The organism is Vreelandella nanhaiensis (assembly GCF_003990185.1).
GTDB classification, from domain to species: Bacteria; Pseudomonadota; Gammaproteobacteria; order Pseudomonadales; family Halomonadaceae; genus Vreelandella; species Vreelandella nanhaiensis.
The window spans coordinates 193,874-214,050 of sequence record NZ_RZHF01000028.1 but is presented as its reverse complement, the minus strand read 5'-3'; the positions used below and the strand labels follow the sequence as shown (position 1 = coordinate 214,050).

Annotated in this window: 16 protein-coding genes; 3 read left to right on the top strand and 13 right to left on the bottom strand. The window is 54.3% G+C overall.

Features of this window, described 5'->3' with window-relative positions; translation table 11 throughout:
- Nucleotides 1–44: 44 nt before the first annotated feature.
- Complete coding sequence (locus ELY38_RS17875; RefSeq protein WP_127063510.1) at nucleotides 45–1,115, top strand: agmatine deiminase family protein; 1,071 nt, start codon at nucleotides 45–47, stop codon at nucleotides 1,113–1,115.
- A 9-nt stretch (nucleotides 1,116–1,124) separates the two neighbouring features.
- On the top strand, nucleotides 1,125–2,039 hold the full coding sequence (locus tag ELY38_RS17870) for a carbon-nitrogen hydrolase (protein WP_185859015.1): 915 nt from the start codon (nucleotides 1,125–1,127) through the stop codon (nucleotides 2,037–2,039).
- Nucleotides 2,040–2,133: 94 nt separating this feature from the next.
- Here the strand turns inward: ELY38_RS17870 and ELY38_RS17865 are convergent, their stop codons facing one another.
- The 3 genes from ELY38_RS17865 to secA all read right to left on the bottom strand — a co-directional run bounded on the left by ELY38_RS17865 (nucleotide 2,134) and on the right by secA (nucleotide 7,198).
- A complete protein-coding gene (locus ELY38_RS17865) occupies nucleotides 2,134–3,090 on the bottom strand; it encodes a Nudix family hydrolase (RefSeq protein ID WP_246009182.1) in 957 nt (318 codons plus the stop codon).
- Between the two features lie 99 nt (nucleotides 3,091–3,189).
- Complete coding sequence (argJ, locus tag ELY38_RS17860; RefSeq protein WP_127063509.1) at nucleotides 3,190–4,419, bottom strand: bifunctional glutamate N-acetyltransferase/amino-acid acetyltransferase ArgJ; 1,230 nt, start codon at nucleotides 4,417–4,419, stop codon at nucleotides 3,190–3,192.
- A 34-nt stretch (nucleotides 4,420–4,453) separates the two neighbouring features.
- Nucleotides 4,454–7,198, bottom strand: coding sequence for a preprotein translocase subunit SecA (secA, locus tag ELY38_RS17855; protein WP_127063508.1), 2,745 nt, complete (start codon nucleotides 7,196–7,198; stop codon nucleotides 4,454–4,456).
- A 544-nt stretch (nucleotides 7,199–7,742) separates the two neighbouring features.
- Here secA and ELY38_RS17845 point away from each other — a divergent pair.
- A complete protein-coding gene (locus tag ELY38_RS17845; RefSeq protein WP_127063506.1) occupies nucleotides 7,743–8,201 on the top strand; it encodes a DUF721 domain-containing protein in 459 nt (152 codons plus the stop codon).
- 176 nt (nucleotides 8,202–8,377) lie between these two features.
- Here ELY38_RS17845 and lpxC read toward each other — a convergent pair whose 3' ends face one another.
- The 10 genes from lpxC to mraY all read right to left on the bottom strand — a co-directional run bounded on the left by lpxC (nucleotide 8,378) and on the right by mraY (nucleotide 20,173).
- Nucleotides 8,378–9,289 carry a UDP-3-O-acyl-N-acetylglucosamine deacetylase gene (lpxC, locus tag ELY38_RS17840; protein WP_127063505.1) on the bottom strand — a complete coding sequence of 304 codons (912 nt, stop codon included), beginning with the start codon at nucleotides 9,287–9,289 and terminating at the stop codon, nucleotides 8,378–8,380.
- 135 nt (nucleotides 9,290–9,424) lie between these two features.
- On the bottom strand, nucleotides 9,425–10,606 hold the full coding sequence (gene ftsZ / locus ELY38_RS17835) for a cell division protein FtsZ (RefSeq protein ID WP_127063504.1): 1,182 nt from the start codon (nucleotides 10,604–10,606) through the stop codon (nucleotides 9,425–9,427).
- Nucleotides 10,607–10,640: 34 nt separating this feature from the next.
- Nucleotides 10,641–11,930, bottom strand: coding sequence for a cell division protein FtsA (ftsA, locus tag ELY38_RS17830; protein WP_127063503.1), 1,290 nt, complete (start codon nucleotides 11,928–11,930; stop codon nucleotides 10,641–10,643).
- A 304-nt stretch (nucleotides 11,931–12,234) separates the two neighbouring features.
- Nucleotides 12,235–12,948, bottom strand: a complete 714-nt coding sequence (locus tag ELY38_RS17825; RefSeq protein WP_127063502.1) for a cell division protein FtsQ/DivIB — start codon at nucleotides 12,946–12,948, stop codon at nucleotides 12,235–12,237.
- 9 nt (nucleotides 12,949–12,957) lie between these two features.
- Nucleotides 12,958–13,896 carry a D-alanine--D-alanine ligase gene (locus tag ELY38_RS17820; protein WP_127063501.1) on the bottom strand — a complete coding sequence of 313 codons (939 nt, stop codon included), beginning with the start codon at nucleotides 13,894–13,896 and terminating at the stop codon, nucleotides 12,958–12,960.
- On the bottom strand, nucleotides 13,893–15,305 hold the full coding sequence (gene murC, locus ELY38_RS17815) for a UDP-N-acetylmuramate--L-alanine ligase (protein ID WP_127063547.1): 1,413 nt from the start codon (nucleotides 15,303–15,305) through the stop codon (nucleotides 13,893–13,895). Before murC ends, ELY38_RS17820 begins: the two co-directional genes overlap by 4 nt.
- A 53-nt stretch (nucleotides 15,306–15,358) precedes the next feature.
- Nucleotides 15,359–16,450, bottom strand: a complete 1,092-nt coding sequence (murG, locus tag ELY38_RS17810) for an undecaprenyldiphospho-muramoylpentapeptide beta-N-acetylglucosaminyltransferase (RefSeq protein ID WP_127063546.1) — start codon at nucleotides 16,448–16,450, stop codon at nucleotides 15,359–15,361.
- Between the two features lie 25 nt (nucleotides 16,451–16,475).
- Nucleotides 16,476–17,657, bottom strand: a complete 1,182-nt coding sequence (gene ftsW, locus ELY38_RS17805) for a putative lipid II flippase FtsW (RefSeq protein WP_127063500.1) — start codon at nucleotides 17,655–17,657, stop codon at nucleotides 16,476–16,478.
- Nucleotides 17,654–19,033 (bottom strand): UDP-N-acetylmuramoyl-L-alanine--D-glutamate ligase, encoded by a 1,380-nt coding sequence (gene murD, locus ELY38_RS17800; RefSeq protein WP_127063499.1) that lies wholly within the window; start codon nucleotides 19,031–19,033, stop codon nucleotides 17,654–17,656. The genes ftsW and murD overlap by 4 nt, the downstream gene beginning before the upstream one ends.
- Nucleotides 19,034–19,090: 57 nt before the next feature.
- Entirely contained in the window at nucleotides 19,091–20,173 is a 1,083-nt protein-coding gene (mraY, locus tag ELY38_RS17795) for a phospho-N-acetylmuramoyl-pentapeptide-transferase (protein WP_127063498.1), read from the bottom strand.
- Nucleotides 20,174–20,177: the final 4 nt, after the last annotated feature.

Sequence of the window (20,177 nt, the reverse complement as noted above, 5' to 3'; positions counted from 1 at the left end):
GTTCACCAAGCGCATGCTGGCTTCTTTTCATTACCAAGAGAGGTTTGACGTTGGCTGACACAACGTATCGTCTGCTTCCGGAGTGGCATCCTCAGGATGGCCTGCAACTGACCTGGCCACGCCCTGACGGCGACTGGGAATCACTTCTGCCCCGCATTGAGGCCGTTCTAGAGCGCATCGTACTGGCAACCGTCAACTACCAGCAGGTAGTGATCAGCGTGCCAGATGAGACAACCTGTGCCAGAGTCAAGGCAACGTTTCAAGCTTATGGTGTACCAGCGCAGCAGCTCAAGCTTGTGGTTGTACCCACTGACGACACTTGGGCGCGCGATCACGGTCCTATCACGGTAGTTGACGACGAAGGCCAGCTGCAACTGCTGGACTACACCTTTACCGGCTGGGGTGGCAAATTTCCTGCCGAGCGCGATAACCAGCTTACCCAGATGTTAGCCGATGCCGGCGTCTGGGCATGCCCCATCGCCTCCCGCGATATGGTGCTGGAAGGCGGTGCTATCGAAACTGATGGCGAAGGCACCCTGCTGACCACCGAGGCTTGCCTGCTCAACCCTAACCGCAATCCGCACCTTACGCGCCAGGACGTCGAGGCGCTACTCGCTGAGGATTTTGGGGTTGATCGTGTCTTATGGTTAGCCAACGGTCATTTGGAAGGTGATGATACCGATAGTCACATTGATACCCTGGCGCGCTTTTGTGATCCATCGACCATTGCCTATATCCGCTGCGACGACCCGACAGACCCGCATTACTCAGCACTGTCGGCAATGGAGCAGGAACTCAAAGCTTTTCGTCAGCGCAACGGCGAAGCCTACCGGCTGATTGCCCTGCCATGGCCCAAGGCGTGCCTTGATCCTGAAGATGGCCATCGGCTGCCAGCCACCTACGCCAATTTTCTGATTATCAATCAGGCGGTGCTAGTACCCACTTACGGCGACCCGGCGGACATGGCGGCGCTTAATGCTTTGGCAAAGGCCTTTCCGGACCACACGCTGATTCCCATTGAGTGTTCAAGCGTTATTCGCCAGCATGGCAGCCTGCACTGCCTCACCATGCAACTGCCCAAAGGTACGCTTAAGGCGGCCTCCCCTAATCAGTAAGGAGCAACGATGACTACCACGTTGGTCAATAACCTAACGGTTGGAGTTGTGCAGCAGCAAGCCTGGCCCGATAAGACCCAAAGCCTTGCCGCCAGTGAAGCGGGCATTCGGGATGCGGTTAAGCGTGGTGCGCAGCTGGTCATGCTTCAAGAACTGCATGCCACCCACTACTTTTGCCAGTTTGAAGACCCGGCGCTGTTTGATTTGGCCGAGCCTCTGGATGGACCTACCGGCAAGCATCTGGAAGCCTTGGCCCGCGAGCTGGATATCGTGCTGGTAGGCTCGCTATTTGAACGCCGTGCGCCCGGACTCTATCACAACACCGCCGTGGTGTATGATCGAGATAAAGGCCGTGTGGGCCAGTATCGTAAGATGCATATCCCGGACGACCCGGCTTTTTATGAGAAATTCTACTTTACCCCAGGCGATCACGATGCGGCTCGCCACGAAGGCTTTACTCCAATTGATACATCGCTTGGTCGGCTGGGCGTGCTGGTCTGCTGGGATCAGTGGTACCCTGAAGCCGCCCGCTTGATGGCGCTGGCAGGCGCGGACCTGCTGCTTTATCCCACGGCCATTGGCTGGGATCCTAATGATGATGAGGCCGAAAAAGCCCGCCAGAAAGAAGCCTGGACATTGATTCAGCGCTCGCACGGCGTTGCCAATGGCCTGCCTGTCATTGTTGCCAACCGGATAGGCTTTGAAGCGGATCATTCAGGCGTTGGCGATGGCATTCAATTCTGGGGAGGAAGCTTTATCTGCGGGCCTCAGGGCGAATTACTCGCCCATGGCGGCGAGGAAGCCGAGCAGTTGGTGGTGACCATCGATATGGCACGCAGCGAAAACACCCGGCGAATCTGGCCCTATTTACGCGACCGCCGCGTGGATGCCTACGGCGACCTTACCCGGCGTTTTCGTGACTAAACGCCCAAACCGGTACCCGTAGGTTGCGATTAACGAAAACGCCTGCAGGACGCTCATTTTGAGCGTATCCTGCAGGCGTTTTTTAGCGCAGCGCTTACTTCCAGAAATCGCGAATCGAGGCAATTCCCTGAGCGCCCACGGCACGGGCGTGGTTTGCATCAAAGCGCGTCATGCCGCCAAGGGCAAATACCGGCATGCCTGCACGCTCGACCAACTGCTGAAAATCATGCCAACCCATTGGCGCCACTTCCGGGTGTGAAGGTGTGGTGCGTAGCGGCGAAAGTGTTACAAAATCGCAGCCCAAGACGGCTGCCTGAGAGAGCTGCGCCTGGTTGTGGGTAGAGGCAGACAGCCATTTGCTTTCGGCGATCGGGCGCCGGTCAAGCTCCATCAGCCGCTCGCTGGTCAGGTGAATGCCATCGGCATCTACCTGCTCAAGTAGCTTGGGCTCACCGTTAAGTAGCAGGCTGGCTCCATACTGGCGGCACAGCTTCAACGCACGCTCAGCACGCGCCACGTAACCTGCTTCATCCAGCTCCTTGGCTCGCAGCTGTACCAGGCGAATATTATCTTCCTGTAAAGCCCGCTCCAGAAACGCATCAAACCGCGCTTCATCGGCCTCCTCCATGGTAATCAGGTACTCGGTAGGCAGCATTACCGCCCGCAGGATAGGTAGATTGGCGGCCGGGAAAGGATAATTAACCAACTCCTCCATGGGCACCCAACGCACAGCCTGACCTTCGCGGCCAAAAGGCTCGCCCGCAAACTCATGCACCTGCCAGACATCCAGCAGAATATGCTTGTCCGGATATTCGTGATGCACACGGATCAGAGGCTGCGCGCGAATAATCTCAACGCCGAGCTCTTCGTGCAGCTCGCGCTTCAAGCCTTCCAGGCCTGTTTCATAAGGCGCCAGCTTACCGCCGGGAAATTCCCACAGACCGCCCTGATCAACATTCGAGGGGCGACGTGCGATCAGTACTTTTTTCTGATCGGCGCTTATCATGGCAGCTGCCGCGACATGAACCCGCCGTTTTACCATTACATTCATTACGTCTTTATCCACTGTGTACGCACCGGTGGATCACTGCCGGTGCCAACTCGCTGCGTGAGCCTTTTGATCGCCACTGATAAACTGCAGGCTTATCAGCTAGCTTCGATAGTCTGCGTTAATGCTTACGTAGTCATGAGAGAGATCAGAGGTCCATACGGTGGCACTTTCTTGCCCCCGGCCCAAGCCGATTCGAATGGTGATTTCTTCCTGTGCCATGACCGCACTGCCTAACGCTTCAGTGTAGCTGCTAGCACGCCCGCCATCCTCAACCAGGCGCACATCACCCAGATCAATGACCACGCGGCTGACGTCAAAATCATCCACGGGGGCCCGGCCAACGGCGGCTAGAATACGCCCCCAATTGGCATCCGAGGCGTAAAGCGCCGTCTTAACCAGCGGCGAGTGCGCCACGGTAAATGCGACATCCAACGCTTCCTGACGGGTTTGGGCAGCTTCAACCTGCAGCGTGACAAACTTGGTCGCGCCTTCACCATCACGAATGATCGCTTGGGCAAGCGTTGTCATGACCTGCTGCAGCGCCTCACGAAAAGCCGCTATATCCGCTTTACTTTCAACTGCCGCACCTGACCCCGTGGCCGCCAGCATGCACGCATCGTTGGTCGAAGTATCGCTATCCACGGTTATACAGTTGAAAGAGCCATTCACCGTTTCGCGCAGCAATTGATCCAGCAGCGACTGCTCAATTGTCGCATCGGTAACTACAAAGCCCAACATGGTGGCCATGTTCGGCTTGATCATGCCGGAGCCTTTGGTAATCCCGTTGATGGTCACTGACCCGCCGCTCAACTGTACGGTAACCGTTGCACCTTTGGCACGGGTATCTGTCGTAAGAATGCCTTCACCCGCATGCTGCCAGGCCTCGCTCTGCTCCCCTTTGGAATCAAGCGCCGGAGCCAGGCCTGCCAGCAGACGCTCCATGGGCAGCGGCTCACCAATGACTCCAGTCGAGAAAGGCAATACCTGATGCTCGGCAACACCGGCCTGTTCGGCCAGCGCCCTACAGCTCGCGTAGGCATCTGCAAGTCCACGCTCGCCGGTTCCTGCATTGGCATTGCCAGTATTGATCAGCCAATAACAGGGCGCCTTGCGCTCTGCACGGCAACGCTCAATATGCGCCTTGGCAACTGACACCGGCGCGGCGCAAAACGCATTAAGCGTAAATACGCCGGATACAGTTGCCGATGCAGGTAGTTCAATCACCACCATGTCACGACGACCCGGCTTTTTAATACCCGCCATTGCACTTCCTAGACGCACCCCCGCCAAGGGGGGCATCGTCGGAAAGGGACTATTTCCCACCGCCATGATCGTCTCCTCTACCTAAAGGCTACATGCCTGATTAGCTTAATTTACCGCAACACTGCTTGTACTTTTTGCCAGAGCCACACAAGCACGGATCATTGCGTCCGACCTTAGGACCTTCGCGGCGCACGGGACGCACGTTCTCAGCATCGCCTGCAACAGCCCCTTCAGCATCTGATACGTTTTCACCGGCTGACACATCGTCATGACGACTAGCCGCAGCGGCTTTTTCCCGAGCAAGCTCTTCACGACGCTTTTGCTCCAGCGCATCGACTTCTTCAGGCTGGCGTACCTGCACATGACTAAGAATACGCGTTACGTCAGCCTTGATGTTGGTCAGCAGGTGTTGGAACAGCTCAAAGGATTCGCGCTTATATTCCTGTTTGGGATTCTTTTGGGCATAGCCGCGCAGGTGAATACCTCGGCGCAGATGGTCCATTGATTGAAGATGCTCTTTCCAACGAGTATCAAGCACTTGTAGCATGACCTGCTTTTCAAAGCGGCGAATCAACGCAGCACCCGCAGCATCCACCTTGGCTGCATAGGCCTCGCGGTGCATCGTCTGCAAACGTTCACGCAGCTTCTCTTCGCTGAGTCGCTCATCTTCCGCCGCCCACTGAACAACTGGCGCATCGAGATTGAATTCTGTCTTAAGATGCGCTTCAAGCCCGGGCAGATCCCACTGCTCAGCCAGGCTTTGGGGCGGCACGAAATCGCTGATGGTGTCTTCCATCACTTCTTCACGGATACCGACAATCGCCTCGGAAATATCGTCAGATGCCAGTACCTCGTTGCGCTGCTCATAAATCACCCGGCGCTGATCGTTGGCAACATCATCATACTCAAGCAGCTGCTTGCGGATATCGAAGTTGCGTCCTTCGACTTTTTTCTGCGCACGCTCAACCGCGTTGGATACCATCTTGTGCTCAATGGCTTCACCACGTTCAAGCCCCAGCGCCTGCATCAACCGCTTGACGCGATCTGAACCAAACAGGCGCATCAGGCTATCTTCCAGTGACAGGAAGAAACGGGTGGACCCCGGATCGCCCTGGCGCCCGGCACGGCCGCGCAGCTGGTTATCGATACGCCGCGACTCGTGACGCTCAGAGCCAATCACGTGCAAGCCGCCAGCCTTCAGAACATCATCGTGACGTTTCTCCCACTCGGCTTTCAGGGCATCAATTTGCGCCTGGGTAGGATTAGAGAGCTTGGCTGCTTCCGCCTCCCAGTTACCGCCCAGCATGATATCGGTACCCCGCCCTGCCATATTGGTAGCAATGGTGATGGCACCTGGACGGCCCGCCTGAGCAATAATTTCCGCTTCGCTTTGGTGTTGCTTGGCATTGAGCACGTTAAACGCCAAGCCCGCATCGCGCATCAGGCGTGCCAGATATTCAGATGTTTCGATAGAAGCCGTACCTACCAGCACCGGGCGGCCAGCTTCAGTCTCTGTTCTGACATCCTTGATGATCGCTTCGTATTTTTCTTCTGCGCTCAGATAAACCAGATCATTAAGGTCTTTACGCGCAAGCTCACGATTGGTCGGAATGACGATAACATCAAGCCCATAGATCTGGCGGAATTCAAAGGCTTCGGTGTCAGCGGTACCAGTCATGCCGGAGAGCTTTTCATACAGCCGGAAGTAGTTCTGGAAGGTGGTCGATGCCAGCGTCTGACTTTCCCGCTGAACGGTCACGCCTTCTTTGGCCTCAACTGCCTGATGAAGACCTTCTGACCAACGGCGCCCTGGCATTGTCCGACCGGTATGTTCATCAACAATAACCACCTGGCCTTCCGACACGATGTAATCGACGTCAATTTGATACAGGTGGCGGGCACGCAGCGCAGAATGCATGTGCTGCAACAGATTGAGATTTTGAGCGGCATAAAGCGATTCGCCTTCTTTAAGAAGACCCTCTGCCTGCATCAACTCCTCAACCCTGTTGTGTCCCTGCTCGGTCAGTTCAACCTGCTTTTGCTTTTCATCCAGCACGAAATCGCCGGAGGCGGGCACATCGTCGTCTTCCGATACTTCACCCTTTTCAAGCTTCTGGGCGAGCTTGTTAACGACGTTATAAAGGTTGGTATTTTCATCCACTGCGCCTGAAATGATTAGGGGCGTACGCGCCTCATCAATCAAGATGGAGTCCACCTCATCGACGATGGCGTAATGCAGGCCACGCTGCACTTTATCTTCTAGCGAGAACGCCATGTTGTCGCGCAGGTAGTCAAACCCGAATTCGTTATTGGTGCCGTAGGTAATATCGCACTTATAGGCGTGGCGCTTTTCTTCACCCGTCTGACCAGCAAAGATAACTCCGACGGAAAGGCCCAGAAATTCATACAGCGGACGCATCCACTCGGCATCACGCCGGGCGAGGTAGTCATTTACCGTAACCACGTGAACGCCTTTTCCGGGTAACGCATTCAGATAAACTGCAAGTGTTGCTACCAGGGTTTTACCTTCACCCGTTTTCATCTCGGCAATGCGGCCACGGTGCAGCGTCATACCCCCGACCATTTGCACATCAAAATGGCGCATGCCCATCACTCGCTTGCTAGCCTCACGCACAATGGCAAAAGCAACGGGCAAAAGATTATCCAGCGTTTCACCATCATTCAAACGCTGGCGCAGCTCAGCCGTTTTACCTTGAAGCTCACCATCTGTCAGCCCTTCAAACTCAGCCTCTAGAATATTGATGCTATGCACGTTTTTCTGCATGCGTTTTACTTCACGGTCGTTCTTGGAGCCAACAACTTTGCGTAATAAATTATTAATCATGAAATTTCCACATCATCAAGAGCGACCCAATGGGTTTCGCCCTGTTCCGTATAAGGCAAATAGAAGGGTGTATTAGTAAACTGTGAGAACGTTTGGCGGGCCACGTTGGGTCAATACATCTTGCGCTGCGACCTGGCGCTTAAAAAGCAGATAATCCGGTAGAAAATGGCGCAGCACGGCCACGCGTTTAACACGCCGCCTGCAACACATGAATACGCGACGCCTTTTGGCGGTCCAACGTGATTGGGCACGCAAGCTGGCAGGCACCCACAAACATGCGCTAATACTACGCTCAGTACCCCGAAAAATGTCGGAAGACACTAAACTACTGGGAAGCAAGCAGCTAACCAGCAGCCCGGCGAGCCACCAACGCGCTAGACCATGACGACGTTGGCGTCGCGGCATGGCTGAAAAAGCATTAAGCGTTGGTGACATACTGTGGGTTGGCTCCTGAGCGTGTTAGGCTCTGCATTCAGTAACGCAGCGTCATGCTTATATGGTTACTGATTAATAAATTAAAAGGGTTATCTTAGGAATCAAGCGTATGAGTATAAAGGTTAAGCGTTCTCACGCACAGCCCATCTCCCGACTGCTCAACAAGTCTGGCGATATTGGCCAGCTAATGCGCCAATCCCGCTTGATTGACCAGGCCCAGTGCCACTTAAGGGCTCATTTGCCTGAAGAAATGCGTCGCCATATTTTCGTTGGCGGCTTTAAAGACGGCCGCTTGACGCTGATTAGCAGTCAGGCGAGCTGGTTGACATGGCTTCGCTTTGAGCAGAGCAGACTGCTAACCCTAGTGCACCAGCTGCCAGGCTTTGAAGCGGTAAATGGCTTTACCTTCAAGGTTCGTCCTATTCGTCCGGTGGAAGCCCCGCTACGCAATACACGAAACCTGTCAGTCACTGCGGGCAAAACTCTGGCCGACTGTGCAAGCGACACCCATAACCCAGCGCTTCGAAAAGCTTTGGAGCGCTTAGCCTCGCATGCTCCTACTCAATAAGCTTCTCCGCTTAATTACCTATCCCAGCCTTTAATTAGCCAGTGCATACAGCAAGTCTAATACCTAAAAGTTTTTAATCGCCTTTTCCAAAATGAATCCACATAAAATGCGAAAAGCACCGCCTGGGCGGTGCTTTTTATATGTCACATAGGTATATACATCTATATGAGTACCGATTAAGCCATGGCAGGCGCTGCATACGAAATAGGTGCAACCGCCTTTTCGCCTTCAAACGTCACGACCTCAAATGCATCCGGCTGAGCCATCAATTCACGACATAGCTGGTTATTTAGCGCATGGCCTGATTTGACGCCATGGAACTCGCCAATAAGGCTGTGACCTAACTGATACAGATCACCGATGGCGTCCAGCACCTTATGTTTGACGAATTCATCTTCATAGCGCAGGCCACCTTCGTTGACGATACGATAATCATCAATTACTACCGCGTTATCAAGGCTTCCCCCCAGGGCCAGATTATTGGAGCGCAAAAACTCCAGATCTTTCATGAACCCGAAGGTTCGCGCCCGAGAGACTTCCTTGACGAAAGAGGTAGTAGAGAAATCGATAAGCGCCGTCTGCTTCTGCTGTTCAAATACCGGGTGATCAAAATCGATGGTAAATGAGACCTTAAAACCTTGATGAGGCAAGAAAACAGCTTCTTTATCGCCATCGCTGACGGAGACACGCCGCTTGATGCGAATAAACTTTTTCGGTGAATCTTGTTCAAGAATGCCCGCCGACTGAATTAGAAATACAAACGGACTGGCACTGCCGTCCATAATCGGCACTTCAGGCGCACTAAGGTCAACATAAGCATTATCGATACCCAAGCCCGCAAAGGCAGACATCAAGTGCTCAACGGTTGCTACCTTGACACCTTCGAAAGAGAGAGCCGTGCAAAGTTTAGTATCTTCTACCAGCTCGGCACGAGCAGGAACATGAACCACAGGATCCAGATCGGTTCTAACAAACACAATCCCGGTGTTTGCCGGCGCCGGACGCAAAGCCAAATGGACTTTCTTTCCAGAGTGCAGACCCACTCCAGTGGCGCGGATGACGTTTTGTAGGGTGCGTTGTCTGATCATGGGCAGTGGTCGAACTCTAATAACGGAAGTACCGTGAGGGAAGGAAAGTTATCAAACAGTGTTCACTTTAACAGCAAACGAGCGTTTTAACCAATAAAACACTCGTTTGCTGATAGCGTGAAGCCGTTCGAGCAATCAATCCGCCTGACGGCGCAAGAATGCTGGGATGTCCAGATAGTCATCGGCATCAGCCCCACGACTTTTCTCTGGACGCGGTTTAGGCGCATGCTCAGGAGCTTCGGCACGGGCAGTTGCCTGCTGACGCATTACCGTAGGCTGCTGTAGCTTGCGATAATCTGAAGATTCAGCAGCAGAACGGCGTGCTGGTTCACGAGCAGCCACTTTGGCTTTACTAGTGCTGCCATCTAAACCAGCGGCAACAACAGTAACACGCAGCTCATCGGACATTTCCATATCAATGGAAGTTCCCACCACGATAGTCGCTTCCTGAGAAGCAAACTCTTGAACTGTAGCCCCAACATCGTTGAATTCACCAATCGACAGATCCGGGCCTGCAGTAATGTTGACCAGGATGCCGCGGGCTCCGTGCAAGTCGATATCTTCCAGTAGTGGACTGCGAATAGCTTTCTCGGCCGCTTCGCGGGCGCGGTTTTCACCAGTAGCGCCACCAGTCCCCATCATTGCCATGCCCATCTCAGACATGACAGTGCGAACGTCTGCAAAGTCTACGTTGATAATACCGGGGCTAGTTATCAGCTCGGCAATACCTTGCACGGCGCCAAGCAGCACATCGTTGGCAGCGCTGAACGCGGTTAACAGCGTGGCATTTTTACCCAGTACGGAAAGCAGTTTTTCGTTGGGAATGGTAATCAGCGAGTCAACGTGCTGGGAGAGCTCTTTCATGCCCTCTTCTGCAGCGCGCATGCGCTTGGGACCTTCGAACGGGAAAGGCCGCGTGACTACAGCAACCGTTAAAATACCCAGCTCTTTGGCTACCTGAGCAACCACGGGCGCGCCGCCCGTCCCGGTACCACCGCCCATGCCTGCGGTAATAAAGACCATGTCGGCGCCTTCAAGCAGCTCGGCAATCCGATCACGGTCTTCCATGGCGGCCTGACGTCCTACTTCAGGGTTGGCACCCGCCCCCAGCCCTTTGGTAATTTCACCACCAAGCTGTAACACAGTTTTCGCAGATACGCGTTTAAGCGCCTGGGCATCGGTGTTGGCGCAAATGAATTCAACGCCTTCAATGTTGCTCTCGACCATGTGGTTGACGGCATTGCCGCCACCGCCGCCAACACCGACTACTTTTATGACCGCACTACTCGAGGGTGCGTTATCTATCAATTCGAACATAAGCCCCGTCTCCTGAACCGCATTTGCGGCCCTGTCAGAAATTTCCTTTGAACCAGCCTTTGATTCTTGCCAGCGCCGTATGGCCTTCCTTGATATCACGCCGGGCAAGTTCGTTGCGGCCTTTATGAGCAGCAACGACTCCCCCGTGGCTTTCTAGACCTTGCCCATGACGCACTTCTTGCAACGCATAATGCAATAAGCCGACACCTGTCGCATAGATGGGGTTACGCACTACGTCCGCCAAACCTCTAACGTTTTGCGGACAGGCAATACGAACGGGCATGTGGAAAATCTCCTCTGCCAGTTCGCCGACACCCTCCATACGTGAAGTGCCGCCGGTAAGCACCACTCCAGCGGCTACCATGTCTTCATAACCACTACGGCGTAATTCGTCTCTTATCAATGTAAAGAGCTCTTCGTAGCGCGGCTCGACCACCTCAGCAAGCGCTTGACGCGATAAATCACGCGCCGGGCGGTCGCCCACACTAGGAACCTTGATCATCTCATCACTTGCGGCCAATTGAGTTAACGCGCAAGCATATTTAACTTTTATCTCTTCAGCATGCTGAGTAGGCGTGCGCAGCGCCATGGCGATGTCATTGGTTACCTGATCGCCAGCGATCGGAATAACCGCCGTATGACGAATTGCCCCTTCAGTAAAAATGGCCATATCGGTGGTACCACCGCCGATATCCACCATGCACACACCCAGCTCGCGCTCATCTTCAGTCAAAACCGCCATGCTGGAAGCCAACTGCTCCAGAATGATCGCATCGACATCCAGTCCGCAGCGACGGACACATTTTTCGATATTCTGGACGGCGTTAAGCGCAGCGGTTACCAAGTGAACCTGCGCTTCCAGACGCACGCCCGACATACCCAACGGCTCACGAATGCCCCCCTGGGCATCAATCGAGAACTCCTGGGGTAATACATGTAGCACGCGTTGACCTTCAGAAATGGCCCGGGCTCTGGCGGAATCAATAACGCGATCAATATCGGAAGGAGTAACTTCGCGTTCTTTAATGGCGACCACACCATCAGAGTTCATTGAGCTAATATGGCTACCGGCAACCCCTACATATACGGAATGAATATCGCAGCCAGCCATAAGCTCGGCTTCTTCAACGGCGCGTTGAATAGATTGAACCGTTGACTCAATATTGATAACCACGCCGCGTTTCATGCCACGCGAGGGATGGGAGCCAATGCCAGCAATTTCAATGCCACCATCATCAGTGGGTTGCCCGACAATTGCGACGACCTTGGACGTTCCAATGTCCAGCCCGACCACCATATTTGATGCATTGGGTGAGCCTGCCATGAGTCGGGAATTCTCCTTGTATCTTCTTAAATAATAAAAAACAGAGGGTATTTAAACGTAAATTCGCCCATACTTGGGTACAACTTAACAGCCAACAAGCGTTAACTACCTATCATTAAACGCTGGCCTTTAGGCTTAAACCCAAGAAAAATCTTCAATTGCCCATAGTATAGAAACAATAACCATAATACGACTAGTCCAAGCCCACAATAATGGGCTTGGAACGTAATTTAAACCCTATTAATGGGTTTTTCAGCGGTGGCGGCAGCTTACCCGAACTAAAACTTATGAAGTAAGCTGAAACTTACTCTTCTGGTGTTTCAAATTCGCTCTCGCCATGCCAAGCCACTGACACGCCGTTGGGGTAACGTAAATCTATATATCGAATATGCTCACTGAAGCCGGCAAGTTCACGCAGCCAGGAAGCCGAAAGGCGTGCTAAACGAACTTCGTGGTCGCGCCTACCAAGCATAACCCAGGTTCCATTATCAAGCTGCAAGCGCCATGCACCGCGTGGCTCTAGACGAAGCTGCGAAAGACTCAGCGCCAAATTATTAAAATGCGGCGTCAAGCGATAATAATAGGCCAGCACTTCTTCACTACTGCCGTTTGGCCCCGCCAGGTCCGGCAGCCCTTTGGGCACTTCAAGAGGAGCAAAGGTAAACGGATCGCCTTCAGGGTTAAGCAGATACTCGTCGTTCCAGCGGGCCACCGGTTCTTGCTCAACGAGCTCAAATACCAAGGCGTTGGGCCACTCTCGGGAAATACGCACTTCATGTAACCAGCCTATCTGCATGGCCCGGTCACGCAGCTCGCCTAGATCAGCAGACAACCAGGTGGCATCCTGCACCAATGGTGCGAGCTGGCTGCGCAAGTAGTCGGCACTGACGTACGCCCATTCTCCGCGAATCGACACTCGCTCAATAGGGCGATCCAGCCATAGCCAAAGCGCGCGACTTCCTGCGCCCAATAAAAGCGCCAGGAGTATGATGCCAAACCAAGCATTACGCCTTTTCATGAGGCCTCTTCATGACACACCCTGCTTGCCGGCAGTCTGGAGAATTTGCACAACCAGCTCATCAAACTCGATCCCTGCGTAAGCGGCAGCCTGAGGCACAAGGCTATGATCGGTCATTCCTGGCACCGTGTTGACTTCCAGCAGCCAGAACTGACCACTAGCATCACGCATGACGTCAACACGCCCCCACCCCTCACAGCCAATGGCCGCAAATGCTTGCTGGCATAGCGTGGCGAGCTGCGCTTCATCATCAGCGGTCAGGCCGCATGGCAGGTGATATTGGGTTGTATTGGAGACGTACTTGGCCTCAAAATCATAAAAACCGCCGGGGACTTCCACCCGAATAGCGGGTAATACCCGTTCGCCTAAAAGAGCAACAGTATACTCATCGCCTACCACAAAGCGCTCAGCCATCACTCGGGCATCAAATTGTGCAGCTTCATGGAAAGCCGCCTCCAGTGCTTCCCGGGTTTTAACAATACTGATGCCCAAAGTCGAGCCTTCATGCACCGGTTTAACGATCATGGGCAGACCCAGCGCGGTCACTACCGCGTCCCAATCGGCGCCTGCCGTCAGCATGATGCTTTCCGGCGTGGGCAACCCTGCTGCCTGCCACACCTGCTTGGTGCGCTGCTTATCCATTCCTAGTGCTGAGGCCAGAACGCCGCTGCCGGTATAAGGAATGTTCAAAAGCTCAAGCGCACCTTGGAGCGTGCCGTCTTCACCGCCACGACCGTGCAGAGCGATAAAGACAACCGACGGCGCCAGAGCCTCAAGCCCAACCAGCCCCTTATCGCGTAGATCATAGCCTTGCACATCGACATTCTGACGCTTCAAAGCCTTTAAAACCGCATTGCCGCTTTTAAGCGACACCTCCCGCTCAGCGGAAGAGCCGCCATAAACCACAACTACTCGCGAGCTATCGGTTGGGGCGTAATTGGCGCTCACAGCTCTACCTCACTTAATGCTAGTTCAGCCTGTGCCAGGGAAAGCGAAATGCCGCCCACATCACCAGCACCCTGGGTAATCAGAATATCATCTGGCCGTAATACGTTAGCCAACAGTGCGGGCAACTCCTTCTTATGCTCGATAAATAGCGGGTCCACTTCCCCGCGCTGACGAATCGAGCCAGCAAGGGCTCTTCCATCCGCACCGGGAATCAACGCTTCGCCTGCGCTATATACATCCAATAACACCAGCGTATCCACCTGCGACAACACGCGGACAAAATCTTCGTAAAGATCACGGGTTCGGCTATAACGATGGGGCTGGTAAAGCATGACCAGACGGCGCTCAGGCCAGCCTGCGCGTACCGCCTTGATCACCATCTCCACTTCCCGCGGATGGTGGCCATAATCATCCACCAACATCACCTTTCCAGACGCCTTGGGCGCTGGGAAATGGCCATGCACCTGAAAGCGCCTACCGACTCCGGCAAACCCGGATAACCCACGCAGGATTGCCTCATCGCTGACGCCTGCATCGGTTGCCACGACAATAGCGGCCATGGCATTGAGCGCATTATGGCGCCCCGGCATGGCCAGGCGCACGTTAAGCGGTGCGGCACGCCCAGGGCGTAGCGCCGTAAATGACACTTCACCGCCCTGCTGAGTAAAGTCCACAATGCGGTAATCCGCATCGGCATCGAAACCATAGGTAACGAACTGACGCTTAATCTGTTCGCACAACCCGCGCACATGGGGGTCATCAATACACAAAACGGCTAGACCGTAAAACGGCAAGTTGTGCAAGAACTCGATGAAAGTACTTTTAAGGCGCTCAAAATCACCGCCATAGGTCGCCATGTGATCGGCATCGATATTGGTGACAATTGACATCATGGGCTGTAGATGAAGAAACGAGGCATCTGATTCATCGGCCTCGGCCACCAGATAGTCGCCCTCCCCCAAGCGCGCATTGGCCCCGGCGCTGGTCAGGCGCCCACCAATCACAAAGGTAGGATCCAGCCCGCCTTCGGCCAGAAGCGTTGCCGTCAGACTAGTGGTCGTGGTTTTGCCATGCGTACCGGCAACCGCGATACCATGACGAAAGCGCATTAGTTCCGCGAGCATTTCAGCGCGTCGCACCACCGGCACGCGGTGTTCATGAGCCCAGCGAATCTCGGGATTAGTATTATCCACAGCACTTGAAACAACGACGACATCGGCTCCCTCCACGTGCGCTTCGGCGTGGCCGATATCCACACGGATACCGCACTGGCGCAACCGCTCAACGACGGACGAAGCCTTCATGTCGCTTCCGCTGACGCTGTAACCTTGGTTTGCCAACACTTCGGCAATACCGCACATACCCGCGCCACCGATCCCGACGAAATGTATACGCTGGATACGCCGCATACCCGGGCCACTCGGGCTGGTACGCTGGGGCAATAATTGGGTTACCGAGTCGATCACACTGCTTCTCCTTTATTGAGTATCGCCAAGCATCCTTCGGCTAATCGTTCAGTGGCGTCCAAGTGGGCAGCTTGACGCGCCCGGGATGCCATCAGCGCAAGCGTTGCGGGCTCGAGTAAATCATTGAGATAGTGGGTTAAACGCTCAGGCGTCAATGCCGACTGAACAACACACAGCGCCGCCCCTGCCTTAACTAGCACATCGGCGTTAATCCGCTGATGATCGTCAACGGCATAGGGAAAGGGCACCAGCAGTGAAGGCTTTGCCGCTGCGGCAAGCTCTGCCACCGTTAACGCACCCGCCCGGCATACTACAAGGTCAGCCCACTCGTAAGCGGCTGCCATATCATCAATAAACGGGGTGACCTCAGCAGAAACCCCGTGCTGAGCGTACCCTTCAAGCGTCTTTACCTCACGTGACTTACCCGCCTGATGGCGTATTTCAGGGCGTTTTTCTAGTGGCAAGGCAGCAACGGCCTGGGGCAGCCGTTCATTTAATGCCACCGCACCCAATGAGCCACCCACCACCAAGAGACGTAAAGGCCGGCCCATGAGCGCTTCAACACTTCGCGGCACCTGGCCGATGGCGGCGATCTCTTTACGTACCGGATTACCAATCACTTCGGCACGCTCGTCAAAGGCCCCAGCAAAGGCGGCATAGCTTTGTGTGGCCAGCCGCGACAGGACCCGGTTGGTTAACCCAGCCACTGCATTTTGTTCGTGCACAACCAGTGGAATACGCGAAAGCCACGCAGCAAGGCCGCCTGGGCCGCTTGCGAAGCCTCCCAGACCCACCACTAGTTGGGGTTTAAAGGTATTAATGATACGTCGCGCCTGTAAAACAGCTCGGGTCAAGTTCACCGGCGCTTTAAGCCAGCCTGCCATGCCGTTCCCACGTAGCCCACTAACTGCAATGGTATGTAGCTTGATACCGGCATCAGGCACTAGGCGGTTTTCAATACCTCTGGGGCTGCCCAGCCACTCAACGGCAACACTTTGCGTCTTTAGCGCCTGCGCCAAGGAAAGCGCAGGAATCACATGCCCACCTGTTCCCCCCGCCATGATTAAAACGCGTTGAGGTACGTTCATCGTCACAAACGACTCCTTGAAAAAATTACGATAAACGCGGTTCGCGACGCGACTTGTAAGGAGTAGGCGCACGACGCGGTCGATGTCTTGTTTCTGCGTCTACGCGCAATAGCAGGCCAATCATCATGCCGATGACTAGCAGGCTTGAACCGCCATAGCTGATCAGCGGCAAGGTAAGGCCTTTGGTAGGCAGTAGCCCTGAGCTCACCGCCATGTTAATAAATGCCTGGGAAGCAATAACAAAGCCTACGCCATAACTGACATAAGCTCCAAAAAGATGACCGGCAACTTCAGCCTTTCGCCCAATCCACATTGCCCGACCAATAAATAGCGTAAACAGCAATATAACGACAATAGCCCCGAGCATGCCCAGCTCTTCAGCAATCACGGCGAAGATGAAATCGGTATGCGCCTCAGGCAGATAATGCAGCTTCTGCACGCTGTTACCCAGGCCGGTGCCGGTCACGTGGCCACGGCCAAATGCAATCAGCGCCTGGGTAAGCTGATAGCCGGTCGCAAATTGGTCTGCCCACGGGTCCAGGAAGCTGGTCCAGCGCGCCAGGCGGTAGGGTTCCAATGCCACCATCATGACAGCACCAAAGGCTAATACCCCGCCGCTACCGATAAGCAATACAAGCGATGCACCGCTCATCATCAGCATGCCGATCACACAGGTGGTATATACCACCATGCCGCCAAAGTCCGGCGCCAGAAACAACAACCCGGCAGGCAGTGCCAGAACCGCAATAGGCCGCCACAAGGTAAAGGCACGAAGACGCAAATCGTAAGCAAAGCGCGACATAAACATCGCCATGTAAAAAATAAGCCCTATCTTGCCAAGCTCGGATACCTGCAGATTAGGCAAAGGTCCGGGCAGCGCTATCCAGCGCTTACTACCGTTGATTTCCTGACCAAACAGTAGAACCACAACAAGAAGTACAATACTCACGAGAAGAATCAGCGCCGCATTTTGCCGCCACACCTCTAAAGGCATGCTCATCATGAACACACAGGCCAAGACGGCGAGTAACAGGAAAATGCCATGCTGGCGAAAGTAGTAGAAGCTGTTATCCAATAGACCAATGGAAGCCGAACTGACCATCACCCAGCCTATTCCTGCAAGCGAAACAGCCGCGACAATTAGCCAGATATCACAGGGAAAATTCCGCGTGGTGACGGCCTGATGCATACGTTGCAAACGACTCATTGGGGTATCTCCGCTGCCTTGTTTTCTACCCAACGGCGAAATGCTTCTCCGCGAGCCTGATAGCCGGAAAACTGATCAAAGCTCGCACAAGCAGGTGACAACAATACACAGTCACCGGGCTCTGCTATAGCAAATGCGGCTTCCATCGCCTGGGTCAGATCGTTTACCTGTCGTACCGTCACGTGCGGTGTAATGGCTTGAGATATCCGCTCGCGATCCTCCCCAAATACCAGCGCCTCGCGCGCGCAGTTGGCTAGTGGCATGGCAAGAGGTGAAAAATCAGCCCCCTTACCCACCCCGCCCCCCAGCCAGACCAGACGGCCTTTGAGCGTTGCACCCAGGCCATTGATCGCTGCCAAGGTTGCGCCAACATTGGTCCCTTTTGAGTCATTTATCCAGGTAACCCCGTTGATATGCGCGACGGTTTCGCTGCGGTGAGCCAGGCCTGTGAAAGCTTTAAGCGCTTTCACCATGGCTAAGGCGTCAAATCCCAGCGCCTGCCCCATGGCCAGGGCCGCCAGCGCATTCATATAATTATGCTGCCCCGCAATCGATAGCTCACTGGCTGATACCCAGGCAGTTCGTCCCTGCATCAGCATAAGCTCCGCTCCTTGCCACATAAGTCCCCAGCCATCCTCAGTTGGCGGGTTTGAAGAAAAGGGGATAACTTCAGGCCCTTTATAAGCAGGCCAGGTAAGCGGATCATCCTGATTAACAATGGCATACTGAGCCCTGGTAAAAATACGCTGTTTGACCATTCGATAGGCCTGCATATCGCCATGTCGGTCCAGATGATCTTCGCTGAGATTTAAAAACGCTGCTGCTTTAGCACCCAGTGCAGGAGTGGTTTCCAACTGAAAACTCGAAAGCTCCAGAATATACAGCTCGGCTTCAGGCTCATCGGCCAGCAAATCCAACGCTGGGGTCCCCAAGTTGCCGCCTACCGCAACACGCAGCCCGGAAGCCTTCGCCATTTCACCCAGTAACGTAGTAACCGTGGACTTGGCATTCGAGCCAGTAATAGCAGCAACAGGCGCACGATTGATACGTGTAAACAGAGCAGTCTCGCCGACCAGCATGGGCTCATGGGTCTGCGGGTTAATCCTTTCTGCCAGGCCTTCAAGCCCTGGCGAGTCTGGGTCCACTCCCGGGCTTAACACCACTTCGCAAGCATCGGTAAAATCCAGCTCCGTCAACGGGCCACAATACACCTTAACACCGGGATAATCTGCGCAAAGCGCTTCCAGGCCCGGCGGCTCACGGCGAGTGTCTGCCACGACAAAAGGCTTTCCAGTGCGTGCCAGATGACGGCATATTGCCCGTCCGGAAAGCCCCAGACCGACAACCACTGTCATTCCACTTGGTACTCGCACCATGTCTGGCTCCTTTACGCTATACGCCCAAGGCTGCAACGGCCACCGTTACTGCACCGATTAACGAACCTTAAGTGTCGCGAGGCCCAGCAACACCAGCACAACGGTAATGATCCAGAAGCGCACAATGACACGCGGCTCAGGCCAGCCTTTTAATTCAAAATGGTGATGCAGCGGCGCCATACGAAAGATACGCCGCCCGGTAAGCTTATAAGAGCCCACCTGCAAAATAACCGATACGGTTTCCAGTACAAAAATACCGCCCATAATGAACAGGACAATTTCCTGGCGCACAATTACCGCGACAACACCAAGCGCAGCCCCTAAAGCAAGCGCCCCTACATCGCCCATGAACACCTGAGCGGGATAAGTGTTAAACCAGAGAAAACCAAGCCCGGCGCCTGCAATGGTGGCGCAGAAAATCGCCAGCTCTCCGGTGCCATTAATGAAGGGGATATGCAGGTAGTTGGCAAATACGGCATTACCACTTGCGTACGCAAACACCGAAAGCCCCATAGCCACGAGCACGGTGGGCATAATGGCCAGGCCATCCAGCCCATCGGTCAAGTTAACGGCGTTAGAGCTACCCACAATCACAAAGTAGGTAAGTACGATATAAAACACACCCAGCGGCAGTGCGATGTCTTTGAACAGCGGCACTAACAGACTGGTTTCAGCAGGTGTTGCGGCAGTGAAATAAAGCACAAACGCGGCACCAAGCCCCACGACCGATTGCCAGAAATACTTCCAGCGAGCGGGCAAGCCGCGTGGGTTTTTCTCAACGACTTTACGATAGTCATCAATCCAGCCAATGGCGCCAAATCCAAGGGTCACGGCCAGCACTATCCAGACGTAGTGGTTGGATAAATCACCCCATATAAAGGTACTGATAGCAATCGCCAACAGAATCATGGCTCCCCCCATGGTGGGGGTACCTGCTTTTGAAAGGTGCGATTGCGGGCCATCATCACGCACGGCCTGACCTATCTGCCCCTCAACCAGGCGACGAATCACCCACGGTCCCAGCCATAGACAAAGCATCAGAGAGGTAAGCGCTGCTAGAATGACGCGCAGGGTGAGATAGTTGAAAACTTGAAAGCCCGTTTGGTACTGAGCTAGAAAATTCGCCAAGTAAAGTAACATGAAC